Origin of the sequence: Paenibacillus turicensis (genome assembly GCF_017873435.1) — a bacterium.
In the GTDB taxonomy this organism is placed as follows: Bacteria; Bacillota; Bacilli; order Paenibacillales; family Paenibacillaceae; genus Fontibacillus; species Fontibacillus turicensis.
In genome coordinates, this window is the sequence record NZ_JAGGKG010000001.1 from 86,677 (window position 1) to 109,171 (window position 22,495).

General features: G+C 38.8%; 25 protein-coding genes and 5 tRNA genes. 7 read left to right on the top strand and 23 right to left on the bottom strand.

The genetic code is table 11. The features are described 5' to 3' along the window. Positions 1–59 precede the first annotated feature (59 nt). The gene (locus J2Z32_RS00370) at positions 60–335 is read right to left on the bottom strand and encodes a hypothetical protein (protein WP_210087525.1); all 276 of its coding nucleotides are present in this window, start codon (positions 333–335) and stop codon (positions 60–62) included. Positions 336–549: 214 nt separating this feature from the next. Between J2Z32_RS00370 and J2Z32_RS00375 the strand changes: the two genes are divergently transcribed. The 3 genes from J2Z32_RS00375 to J2Z32_RS00385 all read left to right on the top strand — a co-directional run bounded on the left by J2Z32_RS00375 (position 550) and on the right by J2Z32_RS00385 (position 2,830). Next, positions 550–1,353 (top strand): VOC family protein, encoded by an 804-nt coding sequence (locus J2Z32_RS00375; RefSeq protein WP_210087172.1) that lies wholly within the window; start codon positions 550–552, stop codon positions 1,351–1,353. A gap of 95 nt (positions 1,354–1,448) precedes the next feature. Further along, a complete protein-coding gene (locus J2Z32_RS00380) occupies positions 1,449–2,291 on the top strand; it encodes a sialate O-acetylesterase (RefSeq protein ID WP_210087173.1) in 843 nt (280 codons plus the stop codon). After that, entirely contained in the window at positions 2,288–2,830 is a 543-nt protein-coding gene (locus J2Z32_RS00385) for a PadR family transcriptional regulator (protein WP_210087174.1), read from the top strand. Before J2Z32_RS00380 ends, J2Z32_RS00385 begins: the two co-directional genes overlap by 4 nt. A gap of 186 nt (positions 2,831–3,016) precedes the next feature. Here J2Z32_RS00385 and J2Z32_RS00390 read toward each other — a convergent pair whose 3' ends face one another. The 8 genes from J2Z32_RS00390 to J2Z32_RS00425 all read right to left on the bottom strand — a co-directional run bounded on the left by J2Z32_RS00390 (position 3,017) and on the right by J2Z32_RS00425 (position 6,985). Then, positions 3,017–3,610: a DJ-1/PfpI family protein gene (locus J2Z32_RS00390; protein WP_210087175.1), complete on the bottom strand. Its 594-nt coding sequence runs from the start codon at positions 3,608–3,610 to the stop codon at positions 3,017–3,019. A gap of 34 nt (positions 3,611–3,644) precedes the next feature. Next, positions 3,645–4,016, bottom strand: coding sequence for an ACT domain-containing protein (locus J2Z32_RS00395; RefSeq protein ID WP_210087176.1), 372 nt, complete (start codon positions 4,014–4,016; stop codon positions 3,645–3,647). A 27-nt stretch (positions 4,017–4,043) separates the two neighbouring features. Then, positions 4,044–4,502: a GNAT family N-acetyltransferase gene (locus J2Z32_RS00400; RefSeq protein ID WP_210087177.1), complete on the bottom strand. Its 459-nt coding sequence runs from the start codon at positions 4,500–4,502 to the stop codon at positions 4,044–4,046. Positions 4,503–4,537: 35 nt separating this feature from the next. After that, entirely contained in the window at positions 4,538–4,786 is a 249-nt protein-coding gene (locus J2Z32_RS00405; RefSeq protein ID WP_210087178.1) for a hypothetical protein, read from the bottom strand. Between the two features lie 183 nt (positions 4,787–4,969). Then, positions 4,970–5,052 (bottom strand) — tRNA-Leu (locus tag J2Z32_RS00410). A 128-nt stretch (positions 5,053–5,180) separates the two neighbouring features. Further along, positions 5,181–5,906, bottom strand: coding sequence for an AzlC family ABC transporter permease (locus J2Z32_RS00415; protein ID WP_245251012.1), 726 nt, complete (start codon positions 5,904–5,906; stop codon positions 5,181–5,183). 5 nt (positions 5,907–5,911) lie between these two features. After that, positions 5,912–6,241 (bottom strand): AzlD domain-containing protein, encoded by a 330-nt coding sequence (locus J2Z32_RS00420; RefSeq protein WP_342453892.1) that lies wholly within the window; start codon positions 6,239–6,241, stop codon positions 5,912–5,914. 162 nt (positions 6,242–6,403) lie between these two features. After that, positions 6,404–6,985, bottom strand: a complete 582-nt coding sequence (locus tag J2Z32_RS00425; protein ID WP_210087180.1) for a TetR/AcrR family transcriptional regulator — start codon at positions 6,983–6,985, stop codon at positions 6,404–6,406. Positions 6,986–7,209: 224 nt separating this feature from the next. Between J2Z32_RS00425 and J2Z32_RS00430 the strand changes: the two genes are divergently transcribed. Next, positions 7,210–8,232: an MBL fold metallo-hydrolase gene (locus J2Z32_RS00430; RefSeq protein ID WP_210087181.1), complete on the top strand. Its 1,023-nt coding sequence runs from the start codon at positions 7,210–7,212 to the stop codon at positions 8,230–8,232. A 153-nt stretch (positions 8,233–8,385) separates the two neighbouring features. Here the strand turns inward: J2Z32_RS00430 and J2Z32_RS00435 are convergent. The 6 genes from J2Z32_RS00435 to J2Z32_RS00460 form a co-directional block, all read right to left on the bottom strand. Next, positions 8,386–8,468 (bottom strand) — tRNA-Leu (locus J2Z32_RS00435). Between the two features lie 10 nt (positions 8,469–8,478). Continuing rightward, positions 8,479–8,550 (bottom strand) — tRNA-Glu (locus tag J2Z32_RS00440). 80 nt (positions 8,551–8,630) lie between these two features. Continuing rightward, the gene (locus J2Z32_RS00445; RefSeq protein ID WP_210087182.1) at positions 8,631–9,215 is read right to left on the bottom strand and encodes a GNAT family N-acetyltransferase; all 585 of its coding nucleotides are present in this window, start codon (positions 9,213–9,215) and stop codon (positions 8,631–8,633) included. A 27-nt stretch (positions 9,216–9,242) separates the two neighbouring features. Continuing rightward, positions 9,243–9,331: transfer RNA gene (locus J2Z32_RS00450), tRNA-Ser, on the bottom strand. An 8-nt stretch (positions 9,332–9,339) separates the two neighbouring features. Next, positions 9,340–9,415: transfer RNA gene (locus J2Z32_RS00455), tRNA-Asn, on the bottom strand. A gap of 217 nt (positions 9,416–9,632) precedes the next feature. Beyond that, positions 9,633–11,558, bottom strand: a complete 1,926-nt coding sequence (locus J2Z32_RS00460) for an FAD-dependent oxidoreductase (protein ID WP_210087183.1) — start codon at positions 11,556–11,558, stop codon at positions 9,633–9,635. A 174-nt stretch (positions 11,559–11,732) separates the two neighbouring features. Between J2Z32_RS00460 and J2Z32_RS00465 the strand changes: the two genes are divergently transcribed. Further along, entirely contained in the window at positions 11,733–12,557 is an 825-nt protein-coding gene (locus J2Z32_RS00465) for a MerR family transcriptional regulator (protein ID WP_210087184.1), read from the top strand. Here J2Z32_RS00465 and J2Z32_RS00470 read toward each other — a convergent pair. The 3 genes from J2Z32_RS00470 to J2Z32_RS00480 all read right to left on the bottom strand — a co-directional run bounded on the left by J2Z32_RS00470 (position 12,496) and on the right by J2Z32_RS00480 (position 15,279). Next, positions 12,496–12,765, bottom strand: coding sequence for a hypothetical protein (locus J2Z32_RS00470; protein ID WP_210087185.1), 270 nt, complete (start codon positions 12,763–12,765; stop codon positions 12,496–12,498). The two genes, J2Z32_RS00465 and J2Z32_RS00470, sit on opposite strands and share 62 nt — an antisense overlap. 137 nt (positions 12,766–12,902) lie before the next feature. Next, positions 12,903–14,771, bottom strand: coding sequence for a heparinase II/III family protein (locus J2Z32_RS00475; RefSeq protein WP_210087186.1), 1,869 nt, complete (start codon positions 14,769–14,771; stop codon positions 12,903–12,905). A 37-nt stretch (positions 14,772–14,808) separates the two neighbouring features. Further along, on the bottom strand, positions 14,809–15,279 hold the full coding sequence (locus J2Z32_RS00480; protein WP_210087187.1) for a SprT family protein: 471 nt from the start codon (positions 15,277–15,279) through the stop codon (positions 14,809–14,811). A 282-nt stretch (positions 15,280–15,561) separates the two neighbouring features. Between J2Z32_RS00480 and J2Z32_RS00485 the strand changes: the two genes are divergently transcribed. Both J2Z32_RS00485 and cmpA read left to right on the top strand, forming a co-directional pair. Then, complete coding sequence (locus J2Z32_RS00485) at positions 15,562–15,915, top strand: hydrolase/acyltransferase (protein WP_210087188.1); 354 nt, start codon at positions 15,562–15,564, stop codon at positions 15,913–15,915. A gap of 89 nt (positions 15,916–16,004) precedes the next feature. Further along, the gene (cmpA, locus tag J2Z32_RS00490) at positions 16,005–16,121 is read left to right on the top strand and encodes a cortex morphogenetic protein CmpA (protein ID WP_210087189.1); all 117 of its coding nucleotides are present in this window, start codon (positions 16,005–16,007) and stop codon (positions 16,119–16,121) included. 115 nt (positions 16,122–16,236) lie between these two features. On the opposite strand, the gene J2Z32_RS00495 is transcribed toward cmpA, so the two are convergent. The 5 genes from J2Z32_RS00495 to J2Z32_RS00515 form a co-directional block, all read right to left on the bottom strand. Beyond that, complete coding sequence (locus J2Z32_RS00495; RefSeq protein ID WP_342453899.1) at positions 16,237–18,384, bottom strand: Tex family protein; 2,148 nt, start codon at positions 18,382–18,384, stop codon at positions 16,237–16,239. A 745-nt stretch (positions 18,385–19,129) separates the two neighbouring features. Beyond that, positions 19,130–19,480 (bottom strand): type II toxin-antitoxin system PemK/MazF family toxin, encoded by a 351-nt coding sequence (locus tag J2Z32_RS00500; protein ID WP_210087190.1) that lies wholly within the window; start codon positions 19,478–19,480, stop codon positions 19,130–19,132. A 3-nt stretch (positions 19,481–19,483) separates the two neighbouring features. Continuing rightward, positions 19,484–19,765, bottom strand: coding sequence for a CopG family ribbon-helix-helix protein (locus J2Z32_RS00505; protein WP_210087191.1), 282 nt, complete (start codon positions 19,763–19,765; stop codon positions 19,484–19,486). 259 nt (positions 19,766–20,024) lie between these two features. Further along, positions 20,025–21,206, bottom strand: a complete 1,182-nt coding sequence (gene alr / locus J2Z32_RS00510; RefSeq protein WP_210087192.1) for an alanine racemase — start codon at positions 21,204–21,206, stop codon at positions 20,025–20,027. Between the two features lie 159 nt (positions 21,207–21,365). Further along, the gene (locus J2Z32_RS00515; RefSeq protein WP_210087193.1) at positions 21,366–22,463 is read right to left on the bottom strand and encodes a LolA family protein; all 1,098 of its coding nucleotides are present in this window, start codon (positions 22,461–22,463) and stop codon (positions 21,366–21,368) included. Between the last annotated feature and the right edge of the window lie 32 nt (positions 22,464–22,495).

The window sequence follows — 22,495 nt, forward strand, 5'->3', positions numbered from 1 at the left end:
AAAGAAAAAGAGACATCCAAACTAAAGTTAGTTTGAAGGCCTCTTTATAGTTAATACGCTTAGCTAAGCGCTTTGTCAAACCATTGATTTTCTTCGAGCTGGTTGTGAATGACGCTAGCAAAACTGTCCATACATTGGCAGATAAAATCTTTGCGGCAGACCGGACAAGGTTTCTTTTGCAAGCGGCTGATACTAGTAATTTTCCAATTCGGATAACGATCATAAAACATACGGCACTCTGTACCATCCACCATTTTTACAATAAATTCGTACAATCCGTCTTTTTCGTTGCTTCCGGCCATGGTTACATTCTCAACACTCGGTCTGTAAGACATCTCATCACCCATATCATCAAATTTCGTTCCTTTTAGTACTTAGACATATTAAATAATTTTTGTACGCATGTCAACTTGGATCAATTCACCATTTATTGTATATATTTAACATTAATCTTTAGGTTTAATCATATAAAAGGAATTTTTCAAATTCAAGCTATCTACTTAGCTTTCCAATTATATAATGTAGCTGATTAAAAAAGGAGATGACGATTTGAATCCGACATCCTCATTTCGTTTAGGGCATGTATTAATAAAAGTGACAGACCTAAAAAAAGCAGTTCATGATTTTGAACAGCTAGGATTTACGGTTACCTATGGTAGCACACCTAAAAAAGCAAAAAACGCAATAATTTATTTTAAAGATGGCTTCTTTTTGGAGCTATTCTGTATGAACTTTGGTCAACCGATAAATAGTGTTCTCAAATGTGTAGTTAAAGGTATGAAATTTTTCCGAAATCCATCTGCGGACAGGTATAACAACTATATTCATTCACAGGAGGGCTTTTCAGATTACGCATTAGACAGCTTTCCGAGTAGTCTCTTTGAAGTGAATATACAAAGTCTATTGGAGACAGGTTTACATGTAGTGGGGCCAAAAAAAATGAAGCGGACAAATTTGGATGGCATTAATCTTCAATGGTCACTTTATTGTCCCATCGATTGGAAACTTCCCTTCTTTATGAGTCCCTACCACCCTGTAGTAAAAATAGATGAAGAAAAAGTAACACATCATAATGGGTCACATGGTTTTCTAGAAATTAAAGTTTCAACTACTAGCTGGCAAGAAACTTTGCAAACCTATTGTAACATTTACAGGCAGCATCCCCACGTTGAGAAACAAGATGGTGGAATGTCCTGCAACTTTCAAGTAGATGCTACCTCCATAATATTAGTTGAAGGAAAACGGGACGGGATTACACAAGTCGTATTAAAAGGAGATTCCTCCTCTCCCTCTGGGCAACTTACACCATCACTTTGTCATGGAGCAGCACTGTCTATTGCTGAAACCTCTTGATGAATCATTAACTCAATTGACAATAGTCTAATTAGACTATAGAATGTTTTTATTCTAATCAGACCACATTTGAGATGTAACGGAGTGAAGATTAAATGATAAAATCTTTTTTAATGTTGGGTCAATCTAATATGGCGGGCCGTGGGTTCTTGCATGAAGTCGATCCTATCTATAATGAAAAAATAAAAATGCTTCGCAATGGACAGTGGCAGATGATGACTGAGCCGATTAATTATGATCGTCCAGTTTCTGGAATAAGCCTTGCGGCGTCTTTTGCCGATGCTTGGTCGAAAGCCAATCCTGATGAAGAAATTGGGTTAATTCCTTGTGCAGAAGGTGGTAGTTCATTGAATGACTGGCATCCAGAAGGTATACTTTTTCAGCATGCTTTATCCGAAGCCCGTTTCGCCATGCAGTCGAGTCAAATCTGTGGAATCCTATGGCATCAGGGTGAGAGCGACAGTTATCAATCGCTACATAAAGCTTATTACAAGAAGTTAACTCTTATCATCGAGACCCTGAGAAAGAAATTAAATCTTGATGAGACACCATTGATCATTGGTGGACTTGGTGATTTCCTTGGGAAGAGTGGTTTTGGGCAACACGCAACAGAGTATCGACAGGTTAATGAACAATTGCAGCGCTTCGCTAACGAACAGCAAAATTGTTATTTTGTAACGGCGATGGATTTGACCGCGAATCCTGATGGTATTCATTTAGACGCAGTTTCGCAACGTAAATTTGGCTACCGCTATTTCGAGGCTTTCTCGAAAAAGTGCCATGTCCTTGAGCCTATCCCGGGGGAAAAGCAGTCGCTTAATGTAAAACGCGACTATTCGAAAACAGAACAAATTTACCTTCATAGCATGGATTTGGCTTTAGGTAAAATCACTTATGCGGAATTTGAGGCGGAGATGGCGAAGGTGATGCAGCCATGATCCCCTTACTCATCCTTGGCTTACTTATCCAAAACCCTGGTGCTCACGGCTATGAACTATTGGCCTTAATGGAAAAACGCCATTACAAATACATTATAAACTTCACGAAAGGCTCGTTTTATTACAACTTGCAGCAGCTTGAAGAAAAAGGTTGGATTGAACAGCTTGAGCAGAACCCTTCAACAACCAGTGGGCGCGAAATTCGGAATTTTAAAATTACCGAATCAGGAATGGCTGAATTCGAAAAATTGATGGTCAAATACGGCACCAAATCGGAATATGTTAATCTGCAATTTTATGGGGCACTGCTCTTTGCCAATGAATACGACAAAAACAAATTGCTGGAGCTGATTCAATCGCAAATAGACCAGACTAAAGCCCGAATTGCCCTCCTTGATGAGTACCTGTCCAACACACAAAAACTTCCCGGTACAATTGATTACTACCGCCGGATGAACGAAAATTCCCGTTCCCATCACTTGGTTAACTTAGAGTGGTTTGAACAATTGAAATTAGAAATTGAGGGGCCTATTGCATAAAGTCTCTTTCTTGAAGTGATAAAAAACACCTTCTTCGTTTGATATCATGGAAGTGACTAGCAACCATGCAAACAAAGAAAGGTGTGCAAATTTAAGGTAAACAAAGATTCCCTGCCTGACCATTCTCATTTTTCATCTGTTTTTCAAGCTTTGAACATCGAGAATCTGCCAAGCAGGGGTCTATATTTAATGCAAAGTATTTGCAAAAGGATCAAAATCAGGATCATCATTCCAAATATACTCAATGTAATCACTTATCTGCATCGCTGTCTTCACACCCAACTGATCACGAATAAAGCCTAACACCATATCCATCCCAGCAGAAACACCAGAAGAGGTATAATAGTTCCCGTCCACTACCCATCTTGCCTTTTCCACCCATTTAACATCGTTATTCACTGACTTCACCCATGCAAAAGCTTTTTTATTAGACGTTGCCTTTTTGGTGTCCAACAAGCCTGTCTTAGCTAATAGTGCGGAACCTGTACATACAGTAAGGCAATATTGTGAATTTAACACAAGCTTTCGAAGGAATTCAATAAATAATTCATCATTCACTAACGTTCTTGTCCCACTCCCACCTGGAATTAGCAAAATTCCAGATAAATCCTCACTCGCTATTTTTTCCGTTTCAATTTTAAAGCCTTGCTTGCTAGAAATTAAACCACCACTCTTCGAGACATAACGTAAATGATAATCAGCAACACAACCTAAAATTTCAACAGGTCCAAAGGCATCAAGTGTTTCAAAATCATCAAATAAAAGCACATTTACATCCATGAACATGACCCCTTCCTTTAAAAAGCAAGAAAATCTAAGGCTTGGAAATGTCGTAACCCTCTGCTTCAAGACATACAATCGCCTTCTCAAAATTATGCTTTTTCACTAAAATATAATCCGTGTTAAATGTTGAGATTGCAAAAATACTTATTTCATTCTCTGCTAAAAGGGCTGATATTTTTGACAATATTCCAACAAGCGAAAAATCTAATTGCCCTTCAATTCGAAAAGCTCTCCAATCATGATCACACTCAATACAATTTTGGGGTACAGAGGAGCTTTTACAAACTAAAGACAACTCCTCATCTGTTATAGCAATAAAGTAAAACGGATCACTTAGCGTGATCTGTGATAAGTCTTCAACTTTGCATATTGAGAATTCACAATCAATCATTTTAATTTCCATAATAATCCCCCTAAAACTCGCAGGCACTTAATTTAATTCCATACAATAAACATTTACCGCAAAAGATTCATTTCCAGGCATTACGCCTGATATTGTCTTTATAAGCTTAAAACCTAATGATTCATATAATCTAACAGCTGGTTCATTTCCAACTAAAACTTCCAATTCAATAGGACGATGAGCAATATGCTGAATAGCATACTTAATCAAGCTTTTACCGATACCTTGACGCATACAACTTGGGTCCACATAAAGCCATGCCAACTCGTCCTCAGAATAAGCTGCAAAACCAACAACATGATTATCAGCAAGTGCAACACATATGTCATAATCAAACAGCCCCTCACTCTCAGCTGCCTCTACAAGTGGTATAAATGCATCATCTAGTCCTGCCAAATTAAGTTCAATTTTTCTAGCCTCATCGTGGATTTCTTCAATCCTATTCCAATCTTGCTCCTTATAAGGTCTTATTAAGATGTCCCCCATGTGTTTCCTCCCTAACGTGCTTATTTAAGCCTAATTTAGTTAAATTGTTTAAAATAATTCAAAACAAAAATTAACGTACATACAATACCTAAAATTATAGCTGCAATCGCAGAAAACCGTTTATCTCCCCATGTCCTAATTCCATTAGCAATATTAAAAATTCCCAAAGCAAGCATATTAAGCATCAAATTCATATAAAAGAAGCCAGAAAGAACTGTAACAAGAGCAACAACCCAAATGATACAAAACCAAAGTGGCATGTCTTTGAACAAACTTTTTAACATGATACACCTCTTATACTAAATGAAATGATCCTCACTGACATTAGCCAAGGAAGTAATCTACCTATGTTTTCTGATTTGTTCCAATATATCACAGTATAAGTAGATTATGAACTAATAATTAAAGTCAGTTTTGTCCCTATATAAAAACAAAAAAGCCCTTGATATACAAGGACTTTGCACTTATGCGGTCGAGAGGACTCGAACCTCCACGGGTATACACCCACTACCCCCTCAAGATAGCGTGTCTGCCATTCCACCACGACCGCAGCTTATAAACTTAACTAACAATCACATTATATATGTGTGTTCAGCAAAAGTAAAGATAAGCATTCAGTAGCTTGTACAGCGTGACATCGGCCCATAATATCAATCAATAATTTAGGCGGATAACCTGTTAACTGCGACTGCTGTTTATTGTTTGCCTTCTCTTTTGATTATAAATAAAACCACTGGTTGCACCAATCACAGCCCCTAAAATTAAGCCAATACTGCCCAACCCAATTTTGTTCATTAAAATTGCTACTACAGCACCAACACCTGCGGACAGCAAATACGCAATCGTTTTTTCACCCATAAATAATAAAGCTAAAAATAAAGCAGGCAAAGTAAAGCTAAGTATGTTGGTTAGCTCAGCGGGTACAAAGCTTCCAATCAATACACCAGCCATCGTACCTAAAATCCATGAGCCATAACATGACATGGCAAAAACAATATAATACGAAAAATGTAGCTTGCCTTCTACTCTGACCTTACTTGCAATTAAAGCAAAAACCTCATCTGTCAAGCCCAACGCCGCAATAAGCTTACGCTTTACACTCCATTCCTTCATATAAGGACCTAATGTCGTACCGTATAATACATGACGTAAATTAACTAATAAAATCGTCACGATCATCGTAATTGGAGCTACAAGTGCACTCGCCATACTCACCAGCATAAATTGGCCCCCACCTGAGTAAATCCAGATGCTACTGAAAATGGTCAAAATAGATGACAAGCCACTTGCAACAGCAAGCACACCAAAGGTCATCGCTAGTGGAAAGTAAGCAATAATGACTGGAATCGCATCTTTCAAACCTGCTAAGCCTGTTAAACCTTCTACAGCTTTTGAATCCTTCAAATCACTCACCATCCTAACCAATTAAACAAATACTGCACACAGCTATAGCTAATGATTCCCGCAAGGATTGTCAGCCATAAGTTACGAAAATACCATGCCACAACAATTGTGGGAATAGCTCCCCATAAAATTGCATTATGCGTAATGGGTATAAATTCTGTTCCATTCATAAACAATAATGGCCCTAACAAAGCACCCAGCACCGCAGGAGTAACATAATATAACCATTCCTTTGTTTTGGCTGACCACTGCATCTGACTGCCAAGTAAAATAGAACCTGCTCTCATCAGATAGGTTCCGATTCCAATCACAATTACGATCCAAAAATTAGACACCGTTAAACTCATCCATTCCCTTGTTCTTTTGATTATACCTATGTATATACTGAGAATTATAACATAATGTGACTTGGGGAGTTACTTTATATACATAAATTAGAAGTGTTACATGTGAGAGACCATAAAGAAAGCACCCTATACGAGTGCCAAATAAAATTGTTAAGACTTCAACAAAATTCCTTTTACAAACAATGAGACACTATGCTTATAGAACTCTTCCTCGGTGACGAGCTGGGATTGATATTGCTGGTGAATCAGCTCGCTCATCTGAAATCCGTAGCACATCGACAGAAAAGACATAGCGACAAGACGCTCATCCTGTATGGCTATAACTTTTTTTTCCTGCAAGCGTTTAAAATATTCAGCCAGCAAGGCGTGCAGCTTTACCGGCGGATCAGCTAATACTCTATCCAATTCGGGAAACATTCCTTTGTCACGGATACCAATCAAAATAATGTCTGCATGTTTGTGAAAAAACAAACGGTATTGATGACTTACATTCAGTAGATCGACTTCGGGATTATCAGTCGCGTCCTCTTTTAGCAGCTTTTCAAATTGCGGAATATCAGAATGTCTCTCAATGATGGCTTCCAAAATGCCTTGCTTGCTTCCAAATTGCCGGAAAATCGTAGATTCATTCACTTTCGCTTCCGTTGCAATGGCTTTGGTGCTCACTCCCCGATATCCCTTCTCTTTGATCAGCCTTGTTGCGGCTTCAATGATTCTGTCTGAAGTCTGCATTGTATTTCTCCTTTTGAATATGTTAATCCTATTCTACTACAAGTTTTATCGAATGTAATCTGGACTCGGTCAGAGGGCAATAGCCATGGTTCGGTCTCGATTGCGTATATAGCATATAATTATTGCATGCAAGTACATGCTTGCATTTCTGTTTTTATTCTCTATAATAAAGACATAGTCAGTATGACTTACTCAAAATAACAGACACGCAAAGGAGAATTTTTATGAAGTATGGACGTATTATTCAAAAACCTCGCGTTAAATTTTTTGAAGTCGCAGATGACGTCTTTGCTGGTATTTCGCCGTATCGAGGGATCAGTTGGGCCAATGCTGGGTTCATTAACAAGGGTGAAGGGCTTGTCTATGACACGTTCTTCGATTTGTTCCATGCACGGGAAATGCGGGAAGCTTTTCAGGAAGTAAGCAACGGCAGCTCCCCAGCTTATGTCGTGAACTCGCACTATAACAGCGACCATGCCTGGGGGAATAAAGTGTTTGAAGATGCTTGCATTATTATGCATAAGGAAGCAGATCGAGAGCGTCTCACCGAAAATATCGCATGGATGGACAGTGTTATCAGAAGAGGGAAGGATTCTACAGAATCAACTTCGGGCGAGCGTTTTTTTGCTGCAGAATTTGAAGGATTTAACCTAGAAGGCGTAGAGTGGGTGTTCCCGAATATTGAAATAAAGGACGACATTAATATCCGTCTTGGCGATACGGAAGTAATGATTTACAACGTAGCTCCCGCCCACTCTGACAGTGACTTACTGCTGTGGATGCCCAAAGAAAAAGTGCTATTCGCCGGCGATGTTGTGTTTAATGGTTGTACGGCATACAGCGAAGAGGGAACCCTCAATTGGATTAAAGTACTTGATCGTATTATTGATGAAATTAAACCCGACGTCGTTGTTCCAGGACATGGTGCCATCTGCGGCCTGGACTTCGTGAAGGAGCAGAGAGACTACCTCCTGAACCTGATCAGCGAGTTCAACAAGCATTACAATGACGAAATTGATGCCCTATCCCTGACCAAGCAAATTGATATTTCTCGCTTCCTTCATTGGATTCAGCCAGAACGCTTGTATGTTACAGTAGACATCCTATTAAAAAGTAAACGAGGCTTGCCACCGCTTCCTATTTGGAACGAGGTGCCTGCTAAGTTGGAAGATATGAAAGCTTTTTTGACCGGAAAATATGGTAATCAAATCAAGCCATGGGACCCTATGAGTGTCTGGAAAGAATAGCAATATTTTAAAACGATATGCGTTAAAGCAATACTTTCACATCTTACTTAACTTCTTTAGCACCATAAAGTTCTATCGGGGGAAAATAGAAAAACACCAAAAAAAGCAAAGAACTTAAGTAATCAAGTTCTTTGCTTTAATATCGTATTCTTATGCGGTCGAGAGGACTCGAACCTCCACGGGTATACACCCACTACCCCCTCAAGATAGCGTGTCTGCCATTCCACCACGACCGCATATATAAGATGACCCGTAGGGGAATCGAACCCCTGTTACCTCCGTGAAAGGGAGGTGTCTTAACCGCTTGACCAACGGGCCACAACCTTGTCGTCTTTTTGAGCCGACAACAAAATTGATTATATCAAAATAATAAAATAGTAGCAATACCTTTTTTTATTTTATAAAAGCTTCGCCATATAATACTCGTCCACATATTTTCGATCTACGAGCATTGCCTTTTCTCTAATCCCCTCTTGCTTAAAACCAAATTTCTTATAAAGGGTAATTGCAGCTGTATTGTGTGTCATCACCGTTAATTCAAGTCTCGTAATTTTACTGCTTTTTGCCCATTTCACCAAATACTCCATTAAGCCAGTGGCAACCCCTTGTTTTTGATGTTTTTCCAACACCCCGATCACCACATAAGCAGTATGGTTTATACGATTTGCGTTCCCACGTTCTGCACTAATATAACCGGCTAACTCCTTACGTGTGCGTGCTGCTAATAACAAAGAACCTGTATCATGAAAACGCTCAATCATTTCTTTCACGAGGGATATTTGCTTAGGTCTTTCCCCATACTCATACATCATAAAGCTATTTTCTTTGTCTAGCTGTAATTGGAGATTAAGCAGGGCAGGAGCATCTTGCACTTCGATTCCGGTAATTAGCATCGGTATACCCCACTTCATAGATGACTTGTTATTACATGTATACCACATCTTCACATAAATAAAAACTGCTACATTATCAACAGATAACATAACAGTTTATAATAACGATGTATTCAACGGAGAGAGAGGGATTCGAACCCTCGCACCGCTCACGCAGTCTAACCCCTTAGCAGAGGGTCCCCTTATAGCCACTTGGGTATCTCTCCAAAAGAAATGGCTCCCCGAACAGGACTCGAACCTGTGACAACTCGATTAACAGTCGAGTGCTCTACCAACTGAGCTATCAGGGAACATTAAAATAATATCAAGTTGAATATTAATTTATCACGATTGCGCACTAAAGTCAAGATAGTTTAATGGAATATGTTTCTTGGAATATTGTTATTTATTTTTCCTTTAAAAAACAGTCAAAAGAAGTCCCAAATCTTGTGAGCTACCCTTTCTTACTTGTTAAAAAGCAACCTTAGGTTTGGGATTCGTTTGACTATAATTTCTTCTTTATTTAACTTATTTTTCGCCCGCTAATGCCTTTGCTGCATGTTCACCAGCTATATAACCAGAACCATATGCGTAACCTAATGTTCCACCCTCAAAATACACATAACTGTCATTATATACTCCACTTGTTTCAGCACCAACAGCGTATAAGCCATCTACAGGCTTACCTTCTTTATTTAATACCTGTAGGTTATCATTTACGGTAATCCCACCTAATGTACCTAGGAACACAGAAGAAGTAATTTTCACAGCGTATACCGTTCCTTCTACATTATCTAAATATTTTGCTGATTTGAAATGATCACTATCTTTACCTGCTGCACATAATTCATTATATCTGTTCACTGTATTTGCAAGATTAGACATGTTTAATTTTTCAGCCAATTCATCCACAGAGGCTGCTTTTATAATTTTGCCTTCCGACACGAGTTGATCGATCTCTTTAGTTAGATCTGTTGGTGTATGGCTTAGCTTATAATTTTTAGCTGTATCAATTTCATGACCAACCTCTACAAATTTAGTTGCCTTTTCTGCTAAATCACCATCATAAATATCAGTAATTCCAGCAAATCCTTTTTGCTTTACAACATCAATCATACTTTGATCGAAAATTTCGTAAGCAGTATGTTGAGGCAATGACTTAATGACATTAGAAGACTTAATAGGCTCAAAAATAAATTCTTCTTCATTTATAAAACGATTTCCATCCACATCAACATGCAAATATGGATTTAGCAATGCTGAATTAAGAACCGTTCCCCACTGTGTTCCCCCACGAGATACACCATAATGCATCATGATTGCCTTACTATAATCTGCATCTCCACCAGCTTCCTTTGCCATTGCAATGCCTGTACCAATATTGGTAGCCACTCGGCTTTGACCATACCCATCACCAAAAGTTTCTTTAACTAATTTCTCGTTACCACCAAAACCACCTGTAGCTAAAATTACTTTATCCGCTTTAATTGTTAACGTACCGCCATCTTCCTTTTCAGCCTTAATTCCAACTACTTTTCCGTTATCTGTGATCATGTTTGTTGCTTTCGTATTGTATAAAATTTTTCCGCCCTTTGACGTAATTGTTTCATGAAGAGCGCTAATTGTTTTTGCTCCACCTTCGGTATAACCATGCAATGTAGAATTAGGGTGAGTCAAACGATGCTCATAATAAGAACCTGTACCTGGGTGGGCAAGCGTAAACTTTCCTCCATTTTGTTCCAGCCAGTCTACAATGTGTCCTGAATTATTTATGACCTTCGACAATAAACCCATATTAACCATATAGTTGCCTGTTTTCACATATTGCTCGTAATACCATTTAGGATCTACGGTCTTATTTTGCTTAATCTGCTGAGAAGAATTAGTTGCAAACAATCCTCCTGCCATTGTCCCTTGCCCCATTGGGCTTGGTGTTGTTTCTACCACAATAACATCACTATTAAATTCGATTGCCTTTAATGCCGCAGCTGTTCCAGATGCACCACCACCTACAATCACAATTTTGGTAGTAGTCTCCTCATCCATCCCGTTCTTTTCTATCTTGTTTGCTTTTAGCTTTTCAACATTTCCTCCTGCTTGCTTAACGGCATCTTCGACTGCGGTTAGAATTGCACTACTAACCTGAGAAGCTCCAGCTACAGCATCTACCGCAAGCGATTGATGATCAACAATTTGAGATGGAATCTTTTTTATCGCATTTTCAGCAATTTCTGCTGTTTCATTTTGCTCTGACACTTCAACATTTGTAATTTTTGAATCAGAAAATGTAACCTTCACCTTTACAGGCCCATTATGGCCTTCTGCTGTTCCTGTATACGTTCCTGCAGTGTATAGCTTATCCCCCTTATTGGTGGAGTTCTCCGCATTTTGTGTACATCCAGAAATCATAACTACAGTAAGAATAAGACTTAAAAATAGTTTGCTAAACTTCACAATGTAATCCCCCTTGTATTTTTTTTCACAAGACAATCTTAAACCTGAATGGTGGAAGCAAGTAAATACCCCCAACTACACTAGGCATGATGTTTATGATGAAAAATACAGATAAAATATGCTCTTAATGTTACAATTTCACTAATTCAGACACAATTAAGGAGGAATAAAACAATGGCAGAGTACAAAATAGGTACATTTGCTAGAAACTTAGGTGTAACCTCCAGCTTGCTAAAGCATTATGAAAAATATCACTTAATTAACAGTAAAAAAAATAATTTAAACGGGTATCGTTATTATTGCTTTACACAAACCCCAACGATATTGCGTATTAAGCAGCTACAAAAATTAGGCTTTACACTTCGTGAAATAGCAGAAACACTTCATAACTGCACACCAAAGGAAATGAATGAAAAATTAGAGCAAAAAATCGAGGATATTCATTCAGAAATATTAAAAAAGCAACTTGCACTAAAAGAAGCCACACAGCTACAAGCCTCCTTATTGCAAATTTGCCAAGAGCAATATGAGGGAAATTGGACCATAGCGCAAACACCAAGCATGTTTTTTTTGCCACATTCAAATTCACTGGATTTTGTAGATTTAAATGATCATGAAAGTGAACAGCTAAAAAATTGGATGGAGCATTTTCCTTTAACAAAACAAGCTGCAATGGTTAATCACAAAACCCATGACTACCAATATGGACTAGCGATTGAACAGCAGATTGCTCATCAATTAGAGCTAAATATAGAGCATCCGAAACCGATTACTTTAAATGGAGGAAAATCTTTAATTTATCCTCTTACCTGCACCTCATTTGAACTATACGGACAAAATTATATTGAGAGATTACTAGAAAAACCTCTAAATTTATTAACTAAAATGGGGATTGAGGTTAATGGTCCAATCTATATAGAAACGATTATCGAAACTACTATAAATCAAAAAAGGGCAGTTTATTATCAAATCCGTGTACCCTTAAACGTAGATATTTAAAATTAATTGTTCCCAAACAAAAAGAACCATCATCCTTGTAAAAGTGATTTTGGTTCTTATGTTTATTTTTATTTAATTGCTGTTGCTTTGTTTTAGTCATCTTACTTCTTAAATCTACAAACGCAAACGGGCTACGGCTTAGCTCAGGATTTCGATATCCTTCTCGCTCTCGTTTTTGCCGTTGCTTTTTGGCTTTGGACATCGCCATAGGAACAACTCCTTTAATATTATATAAATCAGACTACAGCTTTATTATATCAAATTTTCTCATCGTATGTGCAAGCCTCATCCCCCAATTATTAGCAACCTCTTTAAACAACTGGGGGTAATAAGGTGAAATGAACTTTATCTTAATGGAGCAAACGCAAACACTAGCTTCGTCTCCATACATAAATCAATTGATATTGACTTAAAATCAAGCGTATAAAAGATTTGCTTTTCACCAAAATGGTCAATATGCTCAAGCTCATTTATAACGGGTTTAAGGGTATCCTTTGCATAAGTGACTCGAATAGTTAAATCTTCTGTCTTCATCTCCACATTCCCATCAACCAATTCCGGCTTAACAGCACAAATAAATCGTTCTGTTACTTGCTCGGGCATATCAGTAAAGCAATATTTATCTGTTAGCTCTAAGTATGGTTTTTCTGATTTTGGCGTTTTATACCACTTGAAGCAACGTCGCAAGCTTTGTAGATGAACACCTTCATAAGCAGAAGCCAGCTCCAATTCTAATTCATTAGTTCTCTCTCCTAGCTGTAGATTCGTAACGGTTGCGCCGTGCTTGGCTCCTGCTGATTGATAACGACCATTTATAATCGGAACCGAGTGGCCAAAGCTTGCATTGCAAGGAATTTGATATCGCTGCTCACCAAAGTAATCTGCACTATACAAGCCACTTCCTAAATCCGCCAGCCAAGTCTGCCCCTCTCCATAAAGGATAAAATGCCCAACATCATTATGGTTGTGGGGTTCGTCATTATGTCCTCCTTTTGCCGCAAAAACATAGCTTTCTTGGGAGTTTACGTGCCTTGAAATGAGCCACTGTGCATCTGGAAGCCAATAGTCGCCTGCCGCCCATGTGCTCCCCTTAACCTTATTCTGATCTTGAGACTGCAGAGTAGTAGTATACAAATTCTCCTCAAACCAGACTAAATTACGAATAGCAGGCCCCCATCTCCCGCAATGATCTTCTGTAAAAGACTTCATTAGCTCTAATGGCGGTAAATCTACTCCATCCACATTGGAATGCAAATAATGTCCTAGGCCCATAAATACTCCACTATTTGCTAATGCATCAGAAAAGTTCACCACATTTCTGCCATCCAAAAAAGCCTTTTGCTGAAAAGTTGCGATTTGCTTCACCTTGTCACATTTTAATAAATCAATTTTTCCTAATGTACGTTGCTTTAACAAGTCAGCGAAATACACATAATAACCAAAGCCATATTCCCAATACCCATACCCTTCCATGCAAACCCCATCATCATGATACCCTGACAAAAAGTATTCTAGTGCTGGTAATACTCTTTCCAATACTACCGTAAGCTTAGCCGGTTCATTTTCTAACAAGTATAAAGCTGCAATCCCAACGGATCCCCCACATACACTAGACCAATTATGCGTAGCCTGCTCCCAATCAAAATAACGGCTTCCATCTATAAAGCTATTTAGCACACGAGTGAACACCTCATCCTGTATCCGCTTACAAATTAAGCTAGGCAACCACTCTTCATGTAAGCGTAGAATCTCTGCTAACGCAAACGCTGTCTCCGCCGCAAACAAATCAATCGTTGGCATTGGCTTCTCAGTTTGGTTAGTCAAATGCGCAGGTAAACACCATGTATACTCATTACAAATAGAAAAAATAATATCACATAACCTAGTTTTATAACCCTCTTGTTCTGGAAATAGCCAAGTTGCAATCGCTAATGTCATCAATCTTTTTCTACGTTCAAAATAAATCTTGTCATAGCTTTGCCTGTCACCCGTTTCAGCAAATAAAGTAATTAAGGAATACGTAAGCTCTGGAATGGACTGATTTGTGCAAAAGTATTCTGCTTGTGTCTGCATGTCCTTCCTCATTGGCTCAAGAGCCTCAGACGCTAAAACACGTTGTCTAGACTGCTCTGGATCTCCACCTGGAAACAACGAATCCTGAGTACTCAAGGTACTCACTTGCTCTAAGATTTGCATCAATTGCTCACTTTCCATTAGAATCCGCCTCCATCGTATCTGCACTATTATTCTCTTATTTCTCAAATGTACTCTCTTCTACTAATTCCCCTCTACATTTACCACAGCGATAGCGGGTAATATCGACACGTCGTTTGCGCAAATATGTCATCCCACAAGACTTACATCTTAATTTATATCGAAAAGGTAGCGATTGCTTACGTTTTGCTAGTGGCAAAGCTTTGCAATAACGGCTTCCTTGTACACGTTCTAACAGTGACTTAAATTCTGCATCTCTGTGCTGATATCCTTTTCCCGCTAAATGCAAATGGTAGTGACATAATTCATGCTTAATAATTTTTTCAACCTCTTCAAGACCAAAGTTAGTAAGCTGATGGGGATTAATTTCAATATGATGACTTTTTAAAAAATACCGCCCACCTGTAGATCTTAAACGGGAATTAAATGTAGCTTGATGTTTAAATGGTAGACCAAAAAAACTTAAAGAAAGTTCCTCTACCCACTGCTGTAGCTGCTCATTATTCAAATCTCATCACCACCATGACCTTCCATCATTCTTTTCATCATTCTTTTCATCTTTCTCTTGATCTTTCTCCTCGTCCTTCTTTTAATCTTCCCCTTCATCGTTCTTTCGCATCTATGATCATGATCTTCTTGTGATCATCTTCTTATAAATGTTTTTCAATTGTATCTATATTCACTGCTTATTTTTCTTTCATCATCTATACTATTCTATTGCATTGTAACTTGCTGGTAGGCTACACTGTCAAGTAAAGTACTCTAGCCCAATTGCTAAAGGAGAAAAACAATGTCTAAAATGAGATATGTCGTGTTACAAAAAAAAGCAGACGTCCTATTCGTTGAAATCCCTACAGAATATGCCTATCAATTAAGTGCACTTCATCTTCGTTTGGGGAAAGAAATCAGTAAATTAACAGCGGACAACATCCCTGTCTTGCCCCAGGCAATTGCAGAATGTAATGACCTTGAGATTTTAAATAAAGAGTTAAGTTCCATAAGCTCACTCCACTATATTAACGAATTAGAGTCTTCCTTTTCCGCAATAAAAGAAGAAAACTACCCCTTGATTTCTTTATTAACGGAAATTCGAGCTTTACAAGCACAATTAGAGCAATACTATGAGGAAGAAGCGATTTCCTAACCGTTTAAATATGTTTAAAAAGGACTTGCACGCTTCCCCTTCTGCGCCCATAAGTTAAATTAATTACTTTCTAGAGGGGGAACCGTACAGTGCCATCTTGGTTCAGTAAACAAATCATGAACGCTTTTCAGAAAAGAGACCTTAAAAAAGTAAGACTTCTGAATGATTGTTGGTTTTTTTATTGTAATGGCAATCGTCGTCCTTAAACCAAAAAACCAAGCCTACATGAGATACATCACTAGTTCTGGCTAGTTGTGCTAGCCTGCTAGTCTTGTCCCATCTGCTTGGTCTTTTGTGTAGCTTTTTTATATGAATTATTATCTAGCTGTTCATCTCTGGCTTACGCATTGTTAGACCCACTCTACCCTTTTTCAGGTCAACATTTAATACCCACACCGTCACGTTATCTCCGACAGAGACCACATCCATTGGATGTTTTACAAAACGATCACTAAGCTGAGAAATGTGGACTAAACCATCATTTTTAATACCGATATCTACAAATGCCCCAAAGTCAATCACGTTACGTACTGTTCCTTGAAGCTCCATCCCAGGTACTAGGTCTTCAATTTTCAATACATCCGTTCTAAAAATTGGCAACGGTAGCTCCTCACGTGGATCACGTCCTGGACGCTGTAAGCTGTCTACAATATCGCGCAACGTAGGTACACCTACATTTAATTCAGCCGCAAGTGGCTCTAGCTCTACGGTTGCAAGTGAACTTACTAGCTCCTTTGAGCCAATACTTGATAATTCAAATTGTAGCTGCTCAAACAAGGAATGAACGGATGAATAAGACTCAGGGTGAATCGGTGTACGATCTAATGGGTTTTCGCCCTCCTGAATTCGTAAAAAGCCGATACATTGCTCGTACGTTTTTGCCCCTAATCTTGGAACCTTAGCAAGCTGCTTGCGGTTTAGAAATTTTCCATTTTCTTCGCGATATTTCACTATATTTTTGGCAATCGTTGCATTTACACCTGATACATAGGAAAGTAACGAAGGTGAAGCTGTATTTACATCTACGCCTACATGGTTTACGGCTGATTCTACGACCGTTTTCAAGCTTTCATCCAAATGCTTTTGGGATACATCATGTTGGTATTGACCTACACCAATTGCTTTAGGTTCAATTTTTACAAGCTCTGCAAGTGGGTCTTGTAATCGACGAGCAATGGAGACTGCACTACGCTCCGCAACATCTAAATCGGGAAACTCCTCCTGCGCTAGCTTGGAAGCAGAATATACACTTGCACCAGCCTCATTTACGATCAGATACGCTAGGTCTTTATCTCGTCTGTTGTTTATGATTTCAGCAATAAACTGCTCAGTTTCACGAGAAGCTGTACCATTTCCAATTACAATCAATTGCACATCATATTTTTCGATTAAAGCGTTTATTTTTGTAGTGGCTTCTTCAATTTTATTGTTAGGTGGGGTTGGGTATGTAACAGCAACCTCTAATAGCTTGCCAGTATCGTCTACCACCGCTAGCTTACAGCCTGTCCGATAAGCAGGGTCAACACCAAGTACATTTTTTCCTTTTACAGGAGGCTGTAGCAACAAGCTTCTTAGGTTTTCTGCAAAAATGGTAATCGCACCTTGCTCCGCTTTTTCCGTTAATTCCCCACGAACCTCGCGTTCGATTGAAGGCGCAATCAATCTTTTATATGCATCCTCTACGACAAGACGCAAAATCTCTGTTGTACAAGATTGTCCTTTTATATACATTTTCTCAATATATTGATGAATACGCTCTGTCTCTACTTGAAGTGATACCTTTAAAATATTTTCACGTTCACCGCGATTCATTGCAAGAATACGATGAGATGGCATCTTTTTGGCTGCTTCCTGATAGCTGTAGTACATTTCATAGACCGATTCCTCTTCTGGTGTCTTCGCCTCAGAAACCATTAGCCCATGGTCCATTGTAAATTGACGTACCCAAGCACGAACTTTTGCATCGTCAGCAATCTGTTCAGCCACAATGTCCATCGCACCCGCAAGTGCTTCTTCTTCCGTTTCTACTTTAAGCTCTACATTAATATATTTTGCAGACTCTTCGTTGACATCGCCTTGCTGGGGGTGTGACATTAGCCACTGAGCAAGTGGCTCTAGTCCTTTTTCTTTCGCTACACTTGCTCTTGTTTTCCGTTTTTGACGATAAGGACGATACAAATCTTCTACTACCTGTAGCTTTACAGCCGCTTCAATCGCTTGCTGAAGCTCAGGAGTCAGCTTTTCTTGCTCAGCAATAATGCGAATCACTTCACGTTTACGCTCTTCTAAATTTCTTAAATATTGTACACGTTCCTCAATATTGCGAAGTTGATTTTCATCGAGCTCTCCCGTCATTTCTTTACGGTAACGGGCAATAAAAGGAATCGTGTTGCCTTCATCCAATAAATTCACTGTTGTCCTAACTTGCTTAGGAGAAATGCCTAATTCCTTAGAAGCTGTAATAATGATTTTTTCCTTGTTTTGTTGATTTTGTTGATTTTGTTGATTTTCTTGAGTTTGATCTATAGTATCCTGCGACAAAGATATCCCTCTTTCCTCATTCTGGATAAACAACACCTTTTGCTGTTTAATTTTAATGATTTCAACAGCTTCAATAATTTTCAGTAACTTCAATATGATTAGCTTCAATACCTTATCTTCAATATTCCTATTATCACAAACTTTGCTCAGTAATTCCAGTGGAAGTGAGTTTAGTGACGTTTTAGAAAAGACAAAGAGGGTCGGGGAATGGGGAAAATTAGACTAGTGGGCGCTGTTGTGGAGAAAGTTGTGAATCTCCATGGAGTAAATTTAAATTAATACTTATCGGGCAGAGAGGGGGTTGCTGCGCTCCAGAGGGTTCTTACGACCGTTGTTAAAATTGAATTCCTTCTTTTGAATAATGCTATTTGTGGGAATTGAATTTTAAAGACGCTCTTCAGAATCCCTCTGTCTCTCCGCTGTTCCTTAGATGGATAAGTACTAATTTGGGATGAAAGATCGAGCTAGTATTGCTCTATTTTCTTTTTTAATTCACAGAACTTCACGACAATTCAAGCCACAACAACTCCTACCTTCTTATAGTTCCAATTTACTATAATTCCCCGTACTGCCCCTCTTCAAGCTTTCCATCAACGCATGGCTATTTTTAAACATGCAAAAAAACCATTGAAACCTATACTTAATAGGTCGCAATGGTTTTTTTACAGCTATATTAAAAATCAATCAAACCAAGACTGATCAGCAGCGAGTCATTTACTTTTTTCATCGTCTCATCATCCAAGTGTGTAATTTTATCAATAAGTCTCTGTTTGTCAATGGTGCGAATCTGTTCCAACAAGATAACCGAATCTCGGTCAAAACCATGTGTTGCTGCATCAATCTCAACATGCGTAGGAAGCTTTGCCTTCTGAATCTGAGCTGTAATGGCAGCAACAATTACCGTTGGGCTAAATCGATTCCCAATGTCATTCTGGATGACAAGCACTGGTCTTACCCCACCCTGCTCAGAACCAACAACAGGTGATAGGTCTGCAAAAAATACATCGCCGCGTTTTACAATCAATATTTACACCCCGCTCACTAAGCGGTCCAGAGTGATGTCTGCATCTTCCTCCGCATGGAATGCCTCAGATGCCATCGTTAAGTTAATCTTTGCCATCTCCATGTAACCGCGTTGCATAGAATCACGAATGAAACGCTTCTTGCGCTCATTTAAATAGAGCTTCATGGCTTGCCTGATTAACTCACTACGGTTAGAGTTTTCCTTTTCTACAATTCCATCCACTTCTTGCAAAAGTTGATCTGGCAAACTAATCATAATCCTTTTAGTGTTATGCATATTAGCCATCCTTACTCCCACCCCCAAAACCTTGTCGAACCCTGCCCCTTGTCTCCAGTATATCATGAATCAAGCCAATTTATACTAAGAGAAGTATATGTCGTCAGTATATCAAGTATGCTACATAATATTATAAGCAAAGTAAACACACTCGTATATATCCGAAGATTTCCATATGTGTTTACAGTTCGATAGTAGCCCCTCGAATTCCTTCCAGCAGGGAAAAATTTTGTTGATTTTTGTCTGGTATTGTAATTTTTTTGTATAATTACAACAAAGGATTTACTAAAAGGTCGGGTACGCCAGTACGTTTGTATAGTCTGGGTACACGATGAGCAAGCATACAGGTCAACTCATAATGAATGGTTCCAAGTGCGGATGCCAGTTCATCTGCGGTAATCTCGCCGCCAGATTGCTGGCCAATGAGTACAACCTCTTCGCCAACTTTAATTTCTTTGGCTTCCTCAGCCAAGTTTTTCAGTGATATCATACATTGGTCCATACAAATCGTCCCAACGACAGGAACTAGATGGCCTCTTACTAAAGCTTGAGCTTTGCCACCAAGCATACGTGAGTACCCATCGGCATATCCTATCGGCAATGTTGCGATATATTCATCTTGTTCTGTTACATATTTTGCTCCGTAACTTACTACAGATCCTGCTGGTAATTTCCGTACACGTGAAATTTCTGTCTTTAAAGATAAAATAGGTGTTAATTTCACTTTATCCTTACACACTTCATTTGACGGATATAAACCATACATCGCGATGCCAACTCGAACCATTTGACAAGAAAATTCCGATAGGTCAATTGCAATGGCGCTGTTGCCAGTATGTATTATTGGAATTGAGATTCCATGTTTCTTCAGCGCATGTACTACTCCCTGAAACCGTTGGTATTGCTCCATTGTATACTCTTTGTCTTCTTCATCTGCGGTCGCAAAGTGAGTAAATAGACCTTCCACCTCAAGCTGCGGAATACTGCTAGCTGCCTTAAGAAAATCAACAGCTTCTTCTTCACTTAATAAACCAAGTCTGCCCATTCCTGAATCAATTTTAATATGAATTTTTAACTTGCGTGCAAATTGGGTGTGATCAAGTGCAGCAATCGCCTCTAATACATCATAGGTAAACACATTTAATGTAACATCATGCTCCCAAGCGGGTTTAACACCATGGGGAGGCGTATAGCCTAATACGAGAATTGGCAAAGTTATACCAGCATGACGCAATTCTAGAGCCTCCTCTAAAAATGCCACACTTAAATAATCTGCACCTAAAGACTCCATCTCTTTAGCTATATGTACAGCACCATGTCCATATGCATTTGCCTTTACACAAGCCAAAAACTTCATGCCAGCAGGCAAGTTTCTCCGTAACGCATTGTAGTTTGCCCCAAGCGAATCTAAATTGATTTCCGCATGTGTTGATCTATACTTCACTTGCACTTCTTAGGTCACCTTCTTTAAATCATTGAGAGTCTTTTCTATTATGATACAACTATCGTAATGTTATGAGAGCAGGCTGTCAAATTAAAGAATTAAGAAAAATGTGACCTGAATAAGTAAAAAAAAAGACGGACTGTATTTCCAATCCGCCGCTTTTGTTTATTTACCTGACTGATCCTGCATTGAAGTAGCAATATTTACCATTTCATGTGTAGGTAAATCTTCACTAATAATTGCGAACTCTAACCCATCCGCTGTCCATGTTAATGTACGAAGCTGATCTCCACTCAAAAAGCCTACCGTAAAACCTAAATCAATAGCTGTGCCCTGCGCTAAAGATGCCGTGCGATCTGGTGAACGTGACTCAGTAATCGTATACTGGTATGTACCACCATATTTAAGTAAAGCGGTACTACGATCAGTGCCATCCACAACTTTATCATCTACATACTCTACACCTTCAGGCATATAGGTCGGAATAAGAACCCCAAACGATTCAGATAATGCAGGCGCAGCAGGTTCATTTTCAATATTTCCACTTGCTGGTGTTTCCTCTTGCTTCTTCTCAACGAGCATTCCATTTTCATCTACTTCAAGCAACGTACCCTTTGACTGCTCTTTACCTGCATCCAAATTGCGTTGCATATCAAATGCATCTTTGCCAAAATCATCATTAAAGGTAAAGGAATCAAATTTGACCTCCACTACAACCTTTGCACTCGAATCGCTAACTTGAACTTGCTTTGGTGCATAATTATCTTTAGAGAGCCAAATTTTTTGACGAACTAATGCGCTTGTATTATAATTTGCCGCAACCTCAAACACATAACTGTCTTTGTCGTTTACAAATTGACGACTATTATCACTCAAAATACTACGTGCTAACGTTTGATATAAGTAAACTTGTCCTTGATTTTCTGGCCAGTCACTTTGGAAACGGAAACTTTTATTGAGACTTGGCGTTAATACATATACCCCTTGATCATTACGTAACACAATTTGAGTCACATCTTTTTGAGCGTTAGTTAGTGAGATCCGGTAGTAACTTGGGTTTTGATACCATACTTCCACCTTATACTCTTGCGGATTATCGCTAGTATATAGCGTCATTGTTCCTGTCCCTTTGTAACTCGTAAGTTTAGTTACAGTTTTGTCTAGCTCCTTCACTACGCCCGCAGCATCTTTTTTGCCACAACCAGCTAGTACAACGCTAAAAACTAATAAAATGCATAATGTCCATGTTAAACCTCGGCGCATTTATTCTCCATCCCCTCTACATTTAATTTCCT